This is a genomic window from Pseudomonas sp. SYWMCR5 (assembly GCF_057197165.1).
Map to the genome: position 1 here is coordinate 23,153 of NZ_JBXUNH010000014.1, position 18,753 is coordinate 41,905.

Genomic DNA, 18,753 nt, shown 5'->3' on the forward strand with positions numbered 1-18,753 from the left:
ATCTCGAGCAAGGACTCAGCATGAACCACCGTACTGCCCTCGGCGCCCTGCACATCGGCGCGCTGTTCTTCGGCCTTACCGGCGTCTTCGGCAAACTGGCCGCCAGTGCCACGCCCTCGATCATCGTCTTTGGCCGCGCACTCTTCGCGGTGCTGGCCCTGGCCTTGTTCGCCGGCCTCGCCCGCAAGGGATGGCAGCGACTCAGGGCTCAGGACCTGGGGCGTTTGCTACTTGGCGGCATATTGCTGGCCGGGCACTGGGTGAGCTTCTTCATCGCCGTGCGGGTCGGTGGCGTTGCCATCGCCACCCTCGGTTTTGCCAGCTTTCCAGCGTTCACCGTAATCCTTGAGGGCGTGCTGTTCCGCGAGCGCATCCGGCGCAACGAAGCCGTGCTGGTACTGCTGGTAAGCATCGGCCTGGTGCTGGTCACCCCGGCGTTCAACCTGGCCAGCGAGGCCACGGGCGGCCTGCTTTGGGCCTTGCTGTCGGGCCTGTTGTTCTCGCTGCTGTCGCTGACCAATCGTGCCGGCTCCGGTCGTGTGCCTGCGGTGCAGGCTGCGCTGTGCCAGAACCTGGTGGTCGGCCTGTGCCTCCTGCCCTTCGCGTTGCCGGGCCTGAGTGCCGTGAAACCGATGGACTGGCTGTGGATCGCCCTGCTCGGCATCTTCTGCACCGGGGTGGCGCACAGCCTGTTCGTCGCCAGCCTGGCAGTGATCAAGGCCCGTACCGCCTCGGTGGTGTTCGGCATGGAGCCGGTCTACGGTATTGCCGTGGCCTGGATGGTGTTCGCCGAGACCCCCACCCTGCGCATGCTCGCTGGCGGGGTGCTGATCATCTTCGCCATCGTGCTGTCCAGCCGCCTGTCTGCCGAGCCACCACCACAGCGTGAACGCCTGGCCGAAGGTGCATGATCAACGGTCGTTGTGGCCCAGGTCACGCTGCGGGTCGATCTGGTCGCGCACCCGCTGCTTGAGCACCTTGGCCTCGGGGAAGCCACCATCGAGCTTGCGCTCCCAGATCTGCGCGCCGTCGCAAGTGATGCGGAACACTCCACCAGTGCCCGGTTCCAGGGCGACTCGCGCGAGATCGTCGGAAAAAGTGCTGAGCAGTTCCTGCGCCAGCCAGGCAGCGCGCAGCAACCATTGGCACTGCGTGCAATACGTGATGACGATTTCGGGTTTGGTATCGGCCATATGAGGACATTTCCTGGTGGGTGAGCCGCTTATACTAGCGGTCTTTGCCCACCGCTTTGAGACTCACGATGCATCATCTGCTGCTATGCCTGTTGCTGGCGCTCACCTCGTTCACCGCCCTGGCCGTGGAGCCACCCCGGCCCAAGGTCGGCCTGGTACTTTCCGGCGGCGCCGCCCGCGGCCTGGCGCATATCGGCGTGCTCAAGGCCCTGGAAGAACAGGGCGTGCGCATCGACGCCATCGCCGGAACCAGCATGGGTGCGGTGGTCGGCGGCCTGTATGCCTCCGGCTACAGCATCGAGGAGCTCGAGCACCTGGCGCGCACCCTCGACTGGCAGCAGGCACTCTCCGACGCCCCGCCGCGCAAGGATGTGCCGTTTCGCCGCAAGCAGGATGACCGTGATTTCCTGGTCAAGCAGAAGCTGAGCTTTCGCGATGACGGCAGCCTTGGCCTGCCGCTGGGTGTGATCCAGGGCCAGAACCTGTCATTGCTGCTGGAAAGCAAGCTGGCGCACACTGCTGACATTCGCGACTTCGACAAACTGCCGATCCCGTTCCGCGCCGTCGCCACCGACATCGCCAGCGGCGAGAAAGTGGTGTTCCGCCGTGGCCACCTGCCTCAGGTGGTGCGCGCCAGCATGTCGATTCCGGCAGTGTTCGCCCCGGTCGAGCTCGACGGGCGCCTGCTGGTGGATGGTGGCATGGTCGACAACATCCCACTGGATGTGGTGCGCGAAATGGGCGTGGACATGGCCATCGTCGTCGATATCGGCACCCCGCTGCGCAGCCGCAAGCAACTGGCCACGGTCGTGGACGTGCTCAACCAGTCGATCACCCTGATGACCCGGCGCAACTCCGAGGAGCAACTGGCCAGCCTGCACCGCGACGACATCCTGGTACAACCAGCACTGGCAGCCTTTGGCGTCACCGACTTCGGTCGTGCCCAGGACATGATCGACGCCGGCTACCGCGCCACCCGCGCCCTCGACGCACGCCTGGCGGTGCTGCGCCAGGCAGGCGGCGACAGCCAGTTGGCCGCGGCCCGCTCTGCGCAACAGCGCACGCCCATCATCACGGCGATCAAGGTGGAGAACGATTCAAAGGTCAGCGATGACGTGATCCGCTACTACATCCGCCAACCCATCGGCGAGCCGCTGGAGCTGGAGCGCCTGGAGACCGACATGGGTACCCTCTACGGCCTGGACTACTTCGACCGGGTGCAGTACCGCGTGGTGCACAAGGGCGACGACAACACACTGGTGATCAACGCCCGAGGCAAGCGCGGCGGCACCGACTACCTGCGCCTGGGCCTGAACCTGTCCGACGACATGCGCGGCGACAGTGCCTTCAATCTGGGTGCCAGTTATCGGGTGAATGGCATCAACCGCCTGGGCGCCGAATGGTTGACCCGGGCACAGATCGGCGATCAGCAGGAACTGTACAGCGAGTTCTACCAGCCGCTGGACGTGGGTTCGCGCTACTTTGTCGCGCCGTACCTGTCCCTTGGCTCGCAAAACATCGAAGCGACCCTGGACAACGATCCGGTTGCCGAGTACCGCCTGGAACGCTACGGCTTCGGACTGAACCTGGGTCGACAGATCGGCACCTACGGGGAAGTGCGCCTGGGCGTGGGCAAGGCCTGGGGTGAGGCCGAAGTGCGCATCGGCGACCAGGACCTGCCCAAGGTCAGCTTCAATGAAGGCTTCTACGAACTGAAATACTCCTTCGACACCCTCGACAACGTGTACTTCCCCCACAGCGGCGAGGACATCGGCCTGACCCTGCGCAAGTACGACCGCTCGCTGGATTCAGACACCGACTACCGCCAGTGGCAGTTCAACATCGACAAGGCGTTGAGCTACGGGCCGAACACCTGGGTATTCGGCGGCCGCTACGGCCGTACCCTGGACGATACCGACGTGGTGACCTCCAGCTTCGTGCTTGGCGGTGCTCGTCAGCTATCGGGCTTTCGCCAGGATTCGGTGTCGGGGCAGAACATCAGCCTGATGCGCATGGTCTACTACCGGCGCCTGACACCACGCGCCTACCTGCCGCTGGACTTCCCGCTGTACCTGGGCGGGTCGCTGGAGCGTGGCCGCGCCTGGAACAACGACAACGAGTTCGACAGTGGCTATATCAACGCAGCGAGCATCTTCCTCGGGCTGGACACACCGCTTGGGCCGCTGAACATCAGTTATGGCGCCAACACCGAGCACCAGAAGGCGGTGTACCTGAACCTGGGCCACACCTTCTAGTACGCGCGAAGGCGCGACATAAAAAAACGGATAGGGCGTGAGCCTATATCCGTTTTCTCGTGCCGCTGACGCGTAGTGCTGTGGTCAGGACTTCTCGAGGTTGCCAAGAATCTTCGCGTGCACGCGCATGCACACCTCCAGATCCGCCTCATCGACGCCAGTGAAGAGTTCGGCGCGCAGGGCATTGGCAATGGTTTCGATCTGATCGATGAGCGGTTTTGCAGGCGGGCACAGCAGGATTTTCTTGGCGCGCCGATCTTCCATGACCGCTTGACGACGCACCAGCCCCTGACTTTCCAGGCTGTCGAGCAGGCGCGCCAGCGTCGGGCCCTCGACACCGACACTTTGCGCCAGCTCGCGCTGGGTCGGCGCTTCGTCGAAACGGGCCAGGTGCAACAGCACCAGCCAGCGGGCCTGGGACAGGTTCAGCCCGGCCAGGCGGCGGTCGAGTTCGGCGCGCCAGCCCCGGGACATCTGGGCCAGCTGCATGCCGAAGCGGTGTTGGTTGTCGGTCAGGGGCATAAGCAACTCGATCGATAGAACTAATTATTAGTCAGCTAATCATGCCCCGGAGTATCAGGCAAGGCTCGGCGAGTGGGAAACGTCCGATAATCAACAAAAAGAATGACAAAGGTCAGGAATGACCGGGAAACCCGGCGTTACCGGCGGCACTCTACGCTCACGGCAGCAGGCACTATTGCCTCAGAGCTCGAACTCCGCCGCCAGCGCCGCACGCACGCAATACAGCACACCTTCCGGCACGCGCTGGCCAAACTGCGGGGCAATGGCCGAAACCGGCGGCAGTTCACCCTCCCCGTCGAGGAATGCGTCCTGTACCTCCATCATCAACTCTTCTGGCAGGTCCAGCGCCTGCTCCAGGCTCAGTTCCTGGCGCCCGATGGCCTCGGCCAACAGGCTGTAGACGTTCTTCTCGCTGCAGTTCAACTGCCCGGCGATCTGCGCCGGGGTCATGCCGGCGCGGGCCAGGCTGACCAGTTCGTGCCGCAGGTCGAGCACCACCTTCGGTGCCTCCTCGGTGCCGCCGGCGCCGTTGAGCACCTCCAGGAACGCCTGGCCATAACGCTCCAGCTTGCGCGCACCCACGCCACTGACCTGGGCCATGTCGCTGAGACTGGTGGGCTGGCTGCGCAGCATCTCGAGCAACGTCGAATCGGGGAAGATGACATAAGGCGGCACGCTGTGCTCCTCCGCCAGCTTGCGCCGCAGTGTACGCAGCGCCTCCCACAGCTCGCGCTCCTCGGCACGCACCAATTGGCTGGCCGGGCTGCCGCCGCCGCTGCCCGAGGACTTGGCCACGGTCTGCGGCTTGAGATCACGGCGCAGTTGCAGGTTCACCTCGCCTCGCAGCAGTGGCCGGCAGGTGTCGGACAGACGCAGGCCGCCATAACCTTCGAGGTCGATGTCCACCAGGCCACGGGCAACCAGCTGACGGAACAGCGACCGCCACTCGTGCTCGCCCAGCGCCTTGCCGACCCCGAATACCGACAGCTTCTCGTGACCGAAATTGCGTACCTTCTCGTTATCCTTGCCCATCAGCACATCGACCAGATGGCCAACCCCATAGCGCTGGCCAGTGCGAAACACGGCCGACAGCGCCTGGCGGGCAGGCTCGGTGGCATCCCAGGTCTGTACCTTGTCGACGCAGTTGTCGCAATGGCCGCAGGGCTGCTCGAGCACCTCGTCGAAGTAGGCCAGCAAAGACTGGCGCCGGCAGCGCGTCTCTTCGCACAGCGCCAGCATCGCGTCGAGCTTGTGCTGTTCGATACGCTTGTGACGCTCGTCGCCTTCGGAGTTCTGCAGCATCTGCTTGAGCATCACCATGTCCTGCAGGCCGTAGGCCATCCAGGCATCGGACGGCAGGCCGTCACGCCCGGCCCGACCTGTTTCCTGGTAATAGGCCTCAAGCGACTTGGGCAGGTCGAGGTGGGCGACGAACCGCACGTTGGGCTTGTCGATGCCCATGCCGAACGCGATGGTGGCGACCATGATCAGCCCTTCCTCGTTGAGGAAGCGGTGCTGGTTGGCCGCGCGGGTCTCGGCAGCCAGGCCGGCGTGATAGGGCAATGCCGGGAATCCCTGCTCGCAGAGGTAGGCGGCGGTTTCGTCGACCTTCTTGCGCGACAGGCAGTAGACGATGCCGGCGTTGCCGCGCCGCTCGCCGAGAAACGCCATCAACTGCTTGCGCGGCGATTCCTTGGGCACGATGCGATAGAAAATGTTGGGCCGGTCGAAGCTCGACAGGAAACGCTCCGCGCCCTGCAGGTGCAGGCGCTGGACGATCTCCTCACGGGTGCGCATGTCGGCAGTGGCGGTCAGGGCGATACGCGGCACATGCGGGAACAGCTCGGCAAGCTGACCCAGTTGCAGGTATTCGGGGCGGAAGTCATGCCCCCATTGCGACACGCAATGCGCTTCGTCGATGGCGAACAGCGAGATATCCAGGTCGCGCAGGAACTCCAGCATGCGTGGCTGCACCAGGCGCTCAGGCGCCAGGTAGAGCATCTTTACCTCGCCGCGGCGCAGGCGCCCAGCCAGGTCGCGCTGCTGCTCGGGGCTGAGCGTCGAGTTCAGCGCGGCCGCAGCCACCCCCAGCTCATCGAGGGTGGCGACCTGGTCGTCCATCAACGCGATCAGCGGCGAGACCACGACGGTAAGGCCAGGGCGCAGCAGGCCTGGCACCTGGAAGCACAGCGACTTGCCACCCCCGGTGGGCATCAGGACCAGTGCATCGCCCCCGTTGGCCACGCATTCGATGATCGCCGCCTGGCGACCTCGGAAACTGTCGTAGCCGAAGATGTCCTTGAGGACGCGCTGAGCCTGTTCGAGCATTTGCCACTCCAAATCGCCGTACCATCCTGGACACAGGCTGGACGATAAATCCGCCGCGCACACGTCGAATGCGTAAGCGGTTTTTGCCGGGCGGCGCAGAAACGCCAGCTGGCTTGAAAAACTGCGGAGTATACCCGAGTGCCCTGCTCTGCGGCAGGCTCCGGTGACAGACGTTCCCTTTGCCCCGCCGAGGCTGCAAGGTGCTAGAATTCACTATCGTTTATTCCCCAAGGTAGCCCTGTAATGTCCTTCGCCGAGCAACTGACCCGCCTGCAAGCCTTCCTCGACGCCGATGAGCTGCACGAAGAAGCGCTGGACTACGTCGCCGCACACGGCTACCTGACCGCGCTGTCGATCTGTGCCGAGGACGTTCCCGAGCGCGAATGGATCGACGCGCTTTTCGCCGAAGAACCTCACTACGCCAGCGAAGCCCAGCGCACCGAGATCGAAGCGACGCTGGTGGCCCTCAAGGGCCACATCGCTCGCCAACTGGCCAGCGACGAGGAATTCGACCTGCCTTGCGAGCTGGACCTGACCGACGAGCCGGACGATTCCGACCTGCGCGGGTGGTGCATCGGCTTCATGGAGGGCGTGTTCCTGCGTGAAGAGGCCTGGTTCGAGAACGCCGAAGAGGAAGTCAGCGAAATGCTGCTGCCGATCATGGTTGGCTCGGGCCTGTTCGACGAACAGCCTGAGTTCGCCGACATCGCCAGCAACGCCAACCTGCAGGACGACATGGTCGTGCAGATTCCCGAGGCACTGAGCGCGCTGTTCCTGCTGCTGCACGCGCCGGAAGAAAAGCCGGCCCTGCTCAAGCCGCGCCACCACTGATTCGCAGTGGTGCGCTACCTGCTGCTGGCCGTCGGCTGGCTCAGTGTCGCGCTAGGGGTGCTGGGGATCTTCCTGCCGGTGTTGCCCACCACCCCTTTCCTGCTGCTGGCGGCGGCCTGTTTCGCCCGCAGCTCGCCGCGCTTCCACGACTGGCTGGTGAACCACCCCAGGCTCGGACCGTGGATTCGCGACTACCTCAACGGCGAAGGTATCCCGCTCAAGGGCAAGGTCTACGCCATCGGCCTGATGTGGGCGAGCATCGGGCTGTCGAGCTACCTGGTGCCGCTGTTCTGGGCCAGGGCCTTCATGCTCACCAGCGCCGTGCTGGTCACCCTCTACATCCTCAAGCAGAAGACCCTGCGCCATCCGTAACCGGTTACACCGTATCCACCTTCAACGAATGATCGTTGAGCATACCGCTGATGACGGTCGCGGTATCGTGCCCTGCCGCGATCATGCCCCCCGCTCCCGCCGTCACCCCGTAATGCTGGGCCAGGTCGACGCCGGCAAGATCGATGGTCTGGGTCGCCGCAGCACCCGCCACACTACTGACCTCAATGGTCGAGACCACATTGACCCCACTGCCACTGACCTTGAAGTGCAGGTAGTCATCCAGCGAGGCTGCCGTAGCATTCTCGCCTTGCAGCAATTGCGACAGGTCGAGCCGGTCGCTGCCCGGCGTGAAGTCGGTCACCCGGTCGTGCCCGGTATCGCCTTTCTGCCAGACGAAGGTATCGTTGCCGCTGCCGCCGGTGAGGGTGTCGTTGCCTGGCCCGCCAATGAGGATGTCGTTACCGCCACCGCCGATGAGAATGTCGTCCCCCAGGCCACCACTGAGCACATTGTCCCCCTCGTTGCCGATCAGCGTGTCGTTGTAGTCCGAGCCGATCAGGTTCTCGATGCTGACCAGGGTGTCGAGGCCCGCCCCGCCGGTGTTCTGCGCACCGACATGGCCGAGATCGACCGTGACCCCGGCCGTCGCCGACGCGTAGCTGGCGGTGTCATTGCCGGGCCCGCCGTCCAGCAGGTCGTTGCCGGGGCCACCGATCAGCAGATCATCTCCCTCCCCGCCGTACAGGGCGTCGTTCCCCACCCCTCCCACCAGCACATCGTGGCCGGCACCACCGTTCAAGGTGTCGTCGCCATTGCCCGCCAGCAGTACATCGTCGCCTGCCGTGCCCTGCAAGGTGCTACCGGCCTGATAGGTGATGTCCACCGCCCCGGAGGCGCTGCCGCCATGGTTGTCGCTGAGCGTGTAGCTGCCCTGGTAGACCTCGTTCTCGGCATGGCTGTAGTCGATCACCAGGCTCAGCTTGTAGTTCTCCGCCGCCTTGCTGTTACCCAGGGCATTCTCGCTGTTGATCACATGAATGCTGTACACACCGTCGTGGCTGGCGGTGAAGCTGCCACCGTCGGCGATCGGCTGATAGCTGCCGTTGGCATCCTTCCACTCCAGCATCAGGTTGCCTGTCGGGCGGTCATGGTCGAGGCTGAGGCTCTCACCCTTGCGCAGGGTCACGGTCAGGGTGTCCTCATCGTTGGCATTGCCGGTGCTGATCGAACCCAGGTACCCAGCAATCACCAAGGCCGCCGTCATGGAGCCCGAGATCGCCGTGAAGTCACTGCGCGCCAGGTCCTTGAGCTGATTCTCGAGCTTGTTGGCGGTGCCATCGAACTTGAGCGTCTGTGCCTGGCTGCCTGCCGTGAAGCCCGCGCCCTTGTCGGCAAAGCCCGTGTTGAAGGTGATGGGCGCAGCGCTGAGGTGGTCGTGATCCGCATCACTGTCATTGGCCAGCAGCGCCTGGGCCGGGACGGTGACGCTGGCACCGGTGATATTGGTGATGATGTGGTCGGCACCCGCCACTGGCGCGCTGTTGCTATTGATCTTCACCATCAGGCTGGCGCTGCTGGTGTCGCCGTCGTTGTCGCTGACAGTGAAGCCGAACTTCTCGACCTGGCTGCTGCCGGTATCCTTCGGCGGCGTGTAGGTAAATTCACCAGTGTCCATGTCCACCAGCAGCGTGCCACCGAGCGCAGTCTTGATCGACAGCGTGTTGCCGCTGGTATCGAAGCTGGCCTTGTCCGGCCCTCCGGCAACGCTGTAGCCCCCCTGCCCAGCATTGGCCTTGGGATCGAAGGTGTAGGTGGTGCCATCGACCAGCAGCGCCTTGATGAAGCCGCCATCGGCACCAAAGTGCCCGCCATTCATCAGGCTGCCGGTGATCGGCGCCCCCTGCACAGTGCCCGACAGCACGGCGCTGAGCTGGCTGAGGTCGGTAACCACCACGGAGCCCGTATCCACATGGCTGCTGCCGTCGTAGGCCAAGGGGTCGAGGTTGGCCTGGTTGACGCCGGTGCCCAAGCCAATGGCGTAGGACTTGATCCCGTTGTTGTCGAGGAAGCTTTCCCAGGCCGCTTCGCGCACCGCTGTCATCGAATGATTGTCAGTGGGCACGCCATCGGAGAAGAAGTAGCTGATGTTCTGCGCCCCCGCGATCTTGCCACTGCTGGCAAAGGCCTCCTGGGCCTTGATGGCCGCCGAATCGTAGTAGGTCGAGCCGTCGGCGCTCAACCCGGCGACGATGCTCTTGGCCTCGGCGATCGACACCCAGACCGGCGTCTTGACCCAGGCCCCGGTGGCGAAGGTGACGATTTGCACCTTGATATCGCCCATGTCGTCGTACTTGTCGAGCAAGGCGTTGATCGCCTGCTTTGCCAGGGCCAGACGGCTCAGCCCCTGCACACCAGAGGCAAAGTTCATGCTGCCGGAGACATCGATCACCAGCAGGATATTGGAGTCCACCTGGCCGGGCGTGATGCTGCGTTCGGCGCACACGGCCTTGGGCACATCATCGACGATGGAAATGGCAATGGTGCTGGTGACACTGTTGCCCAGCGAATCGGTGGCCTTGTAGGTGAAGTACTCGACAACCGGATTGGCGCCATCGTCCGCACCGTCCGGGGTTTTCGGTGCCGAGGTCAGGGTGTAGGTGTAGGAACCATCGGCGTTGATCTGAATTTGCCCGAACTGGCCGACAGCATTGCCCACCAGGCTATAGGTCAATGCCCCGACACCGCCGCCGACCGACCCCACCAGACTGCCGGAGGCGGTTTCCGCCGTTGAATGCGGGTCACTGCCAGTGACCGTGCCCGCCGCCAGGTCGTTGCCGTCCTTGACCAGGTCCAGCGCCTTCTCGTACACGGTGACGTCACGATCCTCACAAGCCACCAGCTTGCTGTCCTGCACATCGATGGTGATGGTCGTGGTGCTCTCGTCACCATCGGCATCGCGAATGGTGTAGACGAACACGTCGCTAGCGCCGACCTTGGACACACTGTCAGGGTTGGCGTGATAAGTCGCATTGCCTTGGGCATCGAGGGTCAGGTAGCCGTACTGGCCCATGACCTGACTGCCAAGCTGGCCAATCGCCGAGGTCGAGGTGTCGCTGCCGGCGCGCACGCCGACCACATACTGACCGTCTGCCCGCACATCGGCACCGACAATGTCGTTGTCCAGCACATTGCCGCTGACCACGCCGCCTTCAGTCACACTGGCCACATCGCAATGGGCCTTGGGTACATCGTCGACGATGGTGATGACGATGGTGCTGGTAGTCGAGTTACCTACGGAGTCCGTCACTTGATAGGTGAAGGACTCGGTCAGACTGTTCGCACCGTCATTGACGTTGCCCGGCGTTTTCGGCGCTGAGGTCAGGGTGTAGGTGTAGGAACCATCGGCATTGAGCTGGAGCTGGCCATATTGCCCCGTGGCATTGCCCACCAGGCTGAAGGTCAGCGCGCCAACACCACCACCCACCGAGCCCGCGAGGCTGCCGGACGCGGTTTCCGCTGTCGAGTGCGGGTCACTGCCGGTGACATTGCCTGCGGCCAGGTCGTTGCCATCCTTGTTCAGGTCCAGTGCTTTTTCATACACCTTCACTTCACTGTCTTCGCAGGCCACCAGCTTGCTGTCGTGCACATTGATGGTGATGGTCGTGGTGCTCTCGTCGCCATCGGCATCACGGATGGTGTAGACGAACACATCGGTAGCGCCGGCCTGGGACACGCTGTTGGGGTTGGCATGGTAGGTCGCGTTGCCCTGGGCATCGAGGGTCAGGTAACCGTACTGGCCCATGATCTGGCTGCCGACCTGGCCAATCGCCGAGGTCGAGGTGTCGGAGCCGGCACGCACGCCGACCACGTACTGGCCGTCGCCGCGCACATCTGCACCGACAATGTCGTTGTCCAGCACATTGCCGCTGACCACGCCGCCTTCAGTCACGCTGGCGACATCGCAGTGCGCCTTGGGCACATCGTCGACGATGGTGATGACGATGGTGCCGGTGGTCGAGTTGCCGAGCGAATCTTTCACCTGGTAGGTGAAGGACTCCGTCAGCGTGTTCGCGCCGTCATTGACGTTGCCCGGCGTTTTCGGCGCCGAGGTCAGTGTATAGGTGTAGGAGCCATCGGCATTGAGCTGGATCTGCCCGTACTGACCTGCGGCGTTGCCTACCAGGGTGAAGGTCATCGCCCCGATACCACCACTCACCGCCCCCGCCAGCGAGCCCGAGGCCGTCTCGCCCGGGGAGTGTGGATCGCTGCCGGTAACAGTGCCTGGCGCCAGGTCATTGCCGTCCTTCACCAGATCCAGCGCCTTCTCGTACACCGTCACGCCGCCATCAGGCGTTGCGACCAACGAGCAGTCGTGGATATCAATGGTGATGGTGGTGGTGCTCTCGTCACCGTCGGCATCGCGGATGGTGTAGACGAACACATCCGTAGCACCAGGCGGCGCGACACTGTCGGGGTTGGAGTGATAGGTCGCGTTACCCTGGGCATCGAGGGTCAGGTAACCATACTGGCCGACCACCTGGACGCCCAGTTGGCCAATGGCCGAGGTGGAGGTATCACCGCCTGCGCGAACCCCGACCACGTATTTGCCATCAGCCACCACATCGGCGCCGAATACATCATTGACCAGCACGTTGCCACTGACCGTGCCGCCCTCGAAGACATTGGCAAAATCGCTGTGCGCCTTGGGCACGTCGTCAACGATGGTGATGACGATGGTGCTGGTGGTCGAATTGCCCAGCGAATCCTTCACCTCGTAGGTGAAGCTCTCGGTCAGACTGTTCGCCCCATCATTGACGTTATCCGGCGATTTCGGCGCCGAGGTCAGCGTGTAGGTGTAGGAACCATCGGCATTGAGCTGAATCTGGCCATACTGGCCCACCGCATTGCCCACCAGCGTAAAGGTCAGCGCACCGACGCCACCGCTCACGGAGCCCGCCAGGCTACCGAAGGCGGTTTCGCCAGTGGAACTCGGTGTGCTGCCGGTGACAGTACCCGGCGCCAGGTCATTGCCGTCCTTCACCAGGTCCAACGCCTTCTCGTACACCGTCACGCCGTCGTTGGGCCCGGCGATCAGCGAGCAATCCTTGACGTTGATGGTGATGGTCGTGGTGCTCTCGTCACCGTCGGTGTCGCGGATGGTGTAGACGAACACATCGGTGGCACCGGCCGGCGCCACGGCATTCGGGTTGGCATGGTAGGTAGCATTGCCAGCGGCATCGATGGTCAGGGTGCCATACAGGCCCCCGATCGCGGTATTGAGATTGCCGATGGCCGAGGTCGAGGTGTCGGACCCCGCCCGCGCGCCCACCACCACATTGCTGGTCCCAGCCTGGTCGGCGCCCAACTGATCGTTAAGCAGCACGTTGCCGCTGACCGTGCCACCTTCCACCACGCTGGCCGAATCGGGCTGCGCCTGGGGTACGTCGTCGACGATGTTCACATCCAGCGTGGCCGTGGCGCTGCTGCCATCGGTGTCCTGGGCGATCACGCTGAAATGCTCGCTCAGGCTGTTGATGCCCTCGCCCGCAGGATGGCCTTCGTTACCGAGCAAGGTGTAGCTGTAGCTGACCACGCCGGTGGCCGGGTTGTAGCCGGTGATGGTCAGGGTGTTGCCCAGCGCGGTCGTGATCGACTGCGGGAAACCCGTCACGATGCCGCCGCTGACCACGCTGATGCCACCGACACTCAGGGTCTGCAGGCCGTCCGGTGCATTGACGGTAAAGCTGCCACTCTGGGTCAGGGCGGTGCTGTCCGGCGCACTGCCGTTGCTCAAGTGTTTCTCGAAGACCGTCAGCTCACCGCCCTTCACATCCAGGCCACCGAGGGTTACCGGATCGTCGAGGTTGGTGATGTTCAGGGTCAGGGTCGCACTGCTGGTGTCGCCGTCCGCATCCGTCAGGGTGTAGGTGAAGGTCTCGACGCCATGTCCGCCACCGTTGAGGCTCTTGAAGTCCGGATCGTTGACGTTGAGCGTGTAGGTGTAGGAGCCGTCCGCAGCAAGCACCAGGGTGCCGTAGGTTCCGACGTAGGTACCGGCCACCACGGGGCCGCCGACCACCCGATCGGCGCCCTGGACGTCGTTGTCCAACACATTGCCGGTGAGCTGGGTGTGCTGCTCGGTGGCGGTGACCGCGTTGGTATCGTTGACCGCCGTGGGCACATCGTCGCGAATGATCACGTCCAGCGAGCCACTGGCGACGTCGCCATCCGTGTCGCTGACCAGCACCGGGAAATGCTCGCCGAGTTCATTGCTGCCCGCCCCGTCCGGATGGTGCTCGGCGCCGGTGAGGGTGTAGCTGTAGCTGACGACACCCGTGGACGGGTTGTAACCGGTGATGGTGAGGACGTTGCCAAGGCCCGTGGTAATGGACTGGCCCACACCGGTCACCACACCGGCAGTCACCACGTTGATACCGCCGACGCTGAGGTTGAACACACCATCCGGCGCGACCACGGTGAAACTGCCGGATTGGGTCAGGGCTGCCGGGTTGCTGGCCGATCCCAATGGCAGGTTTGCCTCGTTGAGGGTCAGTTCGGCGGGGCTCAGGTCCAGCCCGCGCAGGGTGACAGGATTGTCCGGCGGTGTAACGGGAGGATTCACAGGTGGATTGATCGGCGGGTTTACAGGGGGATTGACCGGCGGATTGAGCGGCGATCCGAAGGGCCCTGCGTTGTTGTCGGCGTCCAGGGTGCCGATGTAACGGTTGGCCAGTTCCGGAATACCGTTGAAGCCGGCGGTGGGGAAGCCGATGGTCGGATCGACCCGTCCGGCCACCTCGGTCAGCAACACGAAACTGTGCCCGCCCCCCAAGGCCCCGGGCGCTCCGTTGGCGCCAGGCCCGGCGGCGGGTGCTTCGCCCTCCTGCGTCGGGTCGGCACCTGCGGCAATGGCTTGTTGCAGACGCTCGACATCGCTGAGCTGCGCCTGGCTGGGAAGCGGATCAGGAGCCTGTACGTGGGGAGCACGGTTGGCCAACAGGTCCGGGGTCATTTCCAGGCTGCTGCCTCGTCCCAACGTCAGCTCGGCGCCGTTGTGCAAACGTACGGCCACAGCACCGGCGGCTCCGGTTTCCAGTTGTTCGCCAGCGAACAGGCGGTCGCCCTCCACCAGCATGCGCTTGGCACCGTCGCTGCCCACCGCGAATACCTGGCCTATGACCTTGCTGACCACGCCAATTGATTTAGCCATGAACGCACGCCTCCCCTGCCGATTGGCTTTCTGCAGTGGCGGACGGGCCAGGTAATGCGGGAAGCGATCCTTTGCGGGGTCTCGCGTCTGTCACAAGGGTGAGAAATCGCCTTCACCAAGACAGCTCAACGCGTGCGGTAGTGGGAATTGGCCATCATTATAATGCCAATTTTTTGTCGCCAAATTCCGCCGTCGTTGTCCTCTCCAGGGTCCTTAGCTGCAAAAAATCTGGAACTTTCTCCGAAGCCCGGAAATCAGGTACTGCAGCCGATTTACCCGGGCGCTTGAATAGAACAATGTCTCGGTTTGCTTAGACCGCATAAGTTTTTTTTCGCATAGACCTTATGAAAAAATCTTCTTAGCTTGCCCGTTAAATGTTCTTAGCTCTGTTGTTACAAACCTGAAACGGTTTCAACTCAATTTTTCGTCATTTTTTTGGCGAATCGCAGGACTTTTTTAAAGACCAGGGAGAAGTACCCCATGCGCGTGTTAACCCCCATCACCAGTGCGATCCTGTTGGCCATGGCCTGTGCCAACGCTCAGGCGATGTCGATCACCGAGGCTGTCCAGAGCGCCGTGGACTACCACCCTCAGATCAGTTCCAATCGCAACAGCAAGCTGTCGGCCGATGAGGATGTGAAGTTCGCGCGCGGAGGCTACTACCCCAGCGTCGACCTGGTGGCCGGTTATGGCCGCCAGCGCTCGGACAACCTCAATACGCGCGGCATCAACCCCGACGGCACGCGCAACCACAACAAGGAAACCCTCAACTACACACAGTCCGAGCTGCGCCTGCGGCAGATGATCTTCGACGGCTTCAACACCGCCAACGAAGTCGGGCGCACCGAATCGGTGGCCACCTCGCGCGCGTACTACACCCAGGCCATCGCCCAGGATGTCGCCCTGCGCGCCATCGAGGTGTACCTGGAAGTGCTCAAGCGCCGTGAGCTGGTGACCCTGGCCAAGAACAACCTGCAGGCACACCTGCGCGTCAACGACCAGATCGGCCTGCGCAGCGAGCGCGGCGTGGGCAGCACCGCCGACCTCGACCAGTCCCGCGCCCGTCGCGCCCTGGCGGAAAACAACCTGGACACCGCCGAGGTCGACCTGGCCGACGCCGAGGCCAACTTCTACAGCGTCATCGGCCGCCAGCCGGACGAACTGGAAACGCCGACCTCGATCAAGATCCAGATGCCCGGCACCCTCGATGAAGCCCGCCAGGGCATGCGCGAGAACAACCCGTACCTCAAGTCCGCCCAGGCCGATGTCAACGCTGCAGAGAAACAGTACGAAGTGGCCAAGTCGCCGTTCTATCCACGCCTGGACGCAGTGCTGGCCACCGGTGCCAACAACAACCTGGGCGGCGAGCGCGGCCACAGCAACAACGACTGGCAGGCCGGCGTCGAGCTCAGCTACAACCTTTTCCGCGGCGGCAGCGACAAGGCGCGCCTGCAGTCCGATGCGCACAAGATCAACCAGGCCATGGACATCCGCAACAACGCCCTGCGCGAGCTCACCGAGAACCTGAGCCTGGCCTGGAACGCCATGAACAACGCACGCAAGCAGACCCCCAGCGCCCGTGAATACGCCGAGACCACCCAACGCGTGCGTGGTGCCTACCAGGACCAGTTCGGCCTGGGCCAGCGCACCCTGCTCGACGTGCTCGACAGCGAGAACGAGCTGTACAACGCCAACCGTCGCTACACCGAAGTGCGCTACACCGAAGAGTTTTCCATGTACCGGGTGCTGGCGACCATGGGCGAGTTGCTGAGCAAGCAGCGCATCTCGCTGCCACCGGAAGCCATCGCCAAGACCGAAGTGCGCAATGAGGCGCAGTTGCCCGATATGCGCTAGGCCCTGCGAAAGGCGGCTGTAGCCCCCTGCAGCCACTTCCCGTCCACCGCGGCAGGAGTAGGCCATCGTGACCAGTATGCAAAGCACGCAGCCCAACCTGGCTGCGGATGATCCATTGCTCGATGGCCTGCTGATCCTGTGCAAGGTTCATGGGTGCCCGGCCAGCCGCGCCAGCCTGTGTGCCGGCCTGCCGCTGGCCGACCAGCGCCTGAGCCTCGAACTGCTGCCCCGGGCCGCCGCCCGCGCCGGGCTGCAGGCGCGAGTACTGCGCCGTGAGCTAGGCGCCATCAGCCCGCTGAACCTGCCGGTACTGTTGCTGCTCAGTGACGGGCGCAGCGCCGTGCTGCAACGCTGGAGCGAAGATGGACGGGCGCTGATACTGCCGTGCGAGGCCGAAGGTGGCGAGCAATGGGTCGAGCGCCAGGCGCTGGAGCAGGCCTACAGCGGGCAAGCCCTGTTCGCCCGCCCGCGACATACCCTCGAAGACCTGCGTACGCCACTGCTGCCACGGGTCGAAGCCTGGTTTCGCGACACCCTCAAGCATTCACGCTGGCTGTACAGCGATGCCCTGCTGGCCAGCCTTCTGATCAACCTGCTCGGGCTGATGGTGCCGCTGTTCGTGATGCAGACCTACGACCGCGTGGTGCCCAACCAGGCACTCTCGACCCTGTGGGTGCTGGTCATCGGCCTGTTCATCGGTACCGCCTTCGAGCTGGTACTGCGCATGGTCCGCGCGCACCTGCTGGACCAGGCCGGCAAGAAGACCGACCTGATCCTGTCCGCCACACTGTTCGAGCGCATCACCGGCATGGCCATGAAAGCACGTCCGGTCAGCATCGGCGGCTTCGCCCAGAGCATCCACGACTTCCAGGGCCTGCGCGAATTCCTCACCGCCGTCACCCTGACCAGCATCATCGACCTGCCCTTCGTGGTGCTGATGCTGCTGGTGATCGGCCTGCTCGGCGGCTGGCTGGTGCTGATCCCGCTGGTGGCCTTCCCGCTGGCGGTGGGTGTGGCGTTGTTCATCCAGATGCGCCTGCGCGATACGGTGCAGAAAAGCCTGAGCCTCGGCGCCGTGCGCCAGGCCTTGCTGATCGAAACCCTTGGCGGCCTGGAAACCCTCAAGGCCTGCGGCGCCGAAAGCGAACGCCAGTATCTGTGGGAACACACCAACGGCGCCATCGCCCGTCTCGACGCCCATGCCCGCAACCTGTCGGCCCTGGCCAGCAACGGCACGCTGTTCATCCAGCAGTTCTGCGGCATGGCCACCATCGTCGCGGGGGTCTACTCGATCATCGCCGGCAGCCTCAGCGTGGGCGCCCTGGTCGCCTGCTACATGCTCGGCAGCCGGGTGCTGGCGCCGCTGGGCCAGATCGCCGGGCTGATCACCCGCTACCAACAAGCGCAATTGACCATGCGCAGCACCGACGCACTGATGAGCTTGCCGCAGGAGCGCCAACCCGGCCAGCAGGCACTGGAGCATACGGCGCTGCAGGGCGGCCTGGGCATCAGCCACGTGACCTTCCGCTACCCCGGCCAGGCTGCCGCTGCCCTGAACGACATCAACCTGTCGATCAAACCCGGGGAGCGCATCGGCATCATCGGCCGCAGCGGTTCGGGCAAGAGCACGCTCGGGCGGTTGTTGATGGGGTTTCATCACCCTGACGAAGGCCAGGTGCTGCTGGACAACCTCGACCTGCGCCAACTGGATATTGCCGACCTGCGCAACCAGCTGGGCTATGTCGCCCACGACATGCCCCTGCTGGCAGGCAGCCTGCGCGACAACCTGACCTTGGGCGCACGCCACGTCAGCGACGCGCGCATGCTCGAAGTCGCCGAGCTGACCGGCGTCAGCGAACTGGCCCGCCAACATCCGCAGGGCTTCGACCGCCCGCTGGGCGAGCGTGGCCAACTGCTCTCCGGCGGTCAGCGCCAGGCCGTCCTGCTGGCCCGCGCACTGTTGCTGGAGCCGCCGATCCTGATCCTCGACGAACCCACCAGCCACATGGACAACAGTAGCGAAGACCAACTGCGCCAACGCCTGCTGGCCTGGGTGCCCGGCAAGACCCTGCTGCTGGTCACCCACCGCAGCTCGATGCTCAGCCTGGTGGACCGCCTGGTGGTACTGGACAACGGCAAGGTGGTGGCCGACGGGCCGAAGGACGCGGTGATCGACGCCCTGCGCAAAGGCCGTATCGGCGCAGCCCTGTAAACGACGTCAAGAACG

Annotated in this window: 10 protein-coding genes; 6 read left to right on the forward strand and 4 right to left on the reverse strand. The window is 63.9% G+C overall.

The window, feature by feature from the left end; translation table 11 throughout:
• Positions 1–20 precede the first annotated feature (20 nt).
• A complete protein-coding gene (locus AC2CGW_RS24515) occupies positions 21–911 on the forward strand; it encodes a DMT family transporter (protein ID WP_186710084.1) in 891 nt (296 codons plus the stop codon).
• On the opposite strand, the gene AC2CGW_RS24520 is transcribed toward AC2CGW_RS24515, so the two are convergent.
• Positions 912–1,193, reverse strand: coding sequence for an Rdx family protein (locus AC2CGW_RS24520; protein WP_186666844.1), 282 nt, complete (start codon positions 1,191–1,193; stop codon positions 912–914).
• Between the two features lie 68 nt (positions 1,194–1,261).
• Between AC2CGW_RS24520 and AC2CGW_RS24525 the strand changes: the two genes are divergently transcribed.
• Positions 1,262–3,448: a patatin-like phospholipase family protein gene (locus tag AC2CGW_RS24525; protein WP_186666845.1), complete on the forward strand. Its 2,187-nt coding sequence runs from the start codon at positions 1,262–1,264 to the stop codon at positions 3,446–3,448.
• Between the two features lie 84 nt (positions 3,449–3,532).
• On the opposite strand, the gene AC2CGW_RS24530 is transcribed toward AC2CGW_RS24525, so the two are convergent.
• Both AC2CGW_RS24530 and recQ read right to left on the reverse strand, forming a co-directional pair.
• Entirely contained in the window at positions 3,533–3,970 is a 438-nt protein-coding gene (locus AC2CGW_RS24530; protein WP_186666846.1) for a MarR family transcriptional regulator, read from the reverse strand.
• Between the two features lie 180 nt (positions 3,971–4,150).
• Positions 4,151–6,298: a DNA helicase RecQ gene (gene recQ / locus AC2CGW_RS24535; protein WP_186666847.1), complete on the reverse strand. Its 2,148-nt coding sequence runs from the start codon at positions 6,296–6,298 to the stop codon at positions 4,151–4,153.
• Between the two features lie 243 nt (positions 6,299–6,541).
• Here recQ and AC2CGW_RS24540 point away from each other — a divergent pair, with 243 nt between their 5' ends.
• Positions 6,542–7,129 (forward strand): YecA/YgfB family protein, encoded by a 588-nt coding sequence (locus tag AC2CGW_RS24540; RefSeq protein WP_186666848.1) that lies wholly within the window; start codon positions 6,542–6,544, stop codon positions 7,127–7,129.
• Positions 7,130–7,138: 9 nt separating this feature from the next.
• Positions 7,139–7,501 carry a YbaN family protein gene (locus tag AC2CGW_RS24545; protein WP_186666849.1) on the forward strand — a complete coding sequence of 121 codons (363 nt, stop codon included), beginning with the start codon at positions 7,139–7,141 and terminating at the stop codon, positions 7,499–7,501.
• Positions 7,502–7,505: 4 nt separating this feature from the next.
• Here the strand turns inward: AC2CGW_RS24545 and AC2CGW_RS24550 are convergent, their stop codons facing one another.
• Positions 7,506–14,672, reverse strand: coding sequence for a retention module-containing protein (locus AC2CGW_RS24550; RefSeq protein WP_484574741.1), 7,167 nt, complete (start codon positions 14,670–14,672; stop codon positions 7,506–7,508).
• Positions 14,673–15,152: 480 nt separating this feature from the next.
• Here AC2CGW_RS24550 and AC2CGW_RS24555 point away from each other — a divergent pair, with 480 nt between their 5' ends.
• Both AC2CGW_RS24555 and AC2CGW_RS24560 read left to right on the forward strand, forming a co-directional pair.
• Positions 15,153–16,526 (forward strand): TolC family outer membrane protein, encoded by a 1,374-nt coding sequence (locus tag AC2CGW_RS24555; protein WP_186710091.1) that lies wholly within the window; start codon positions 15,153–15,155, stop codon positions 16,524–16,526.
• 76 nt (positions 16,527–16,602) lie between these two features.
• Complete coding sequence (locus AC2CGW_RS24560) at positions 16,603–18,738, forward strand: type I secretion system permease/ATPase (protein WP_484574745.1); 2,136 nt, start codon at positions 16,603–16,605, stop codon at positions 18,736–18,738.
• The last annotated feature ends 15 nt before the right edge of the window (positions 18,739–18,753 follow it).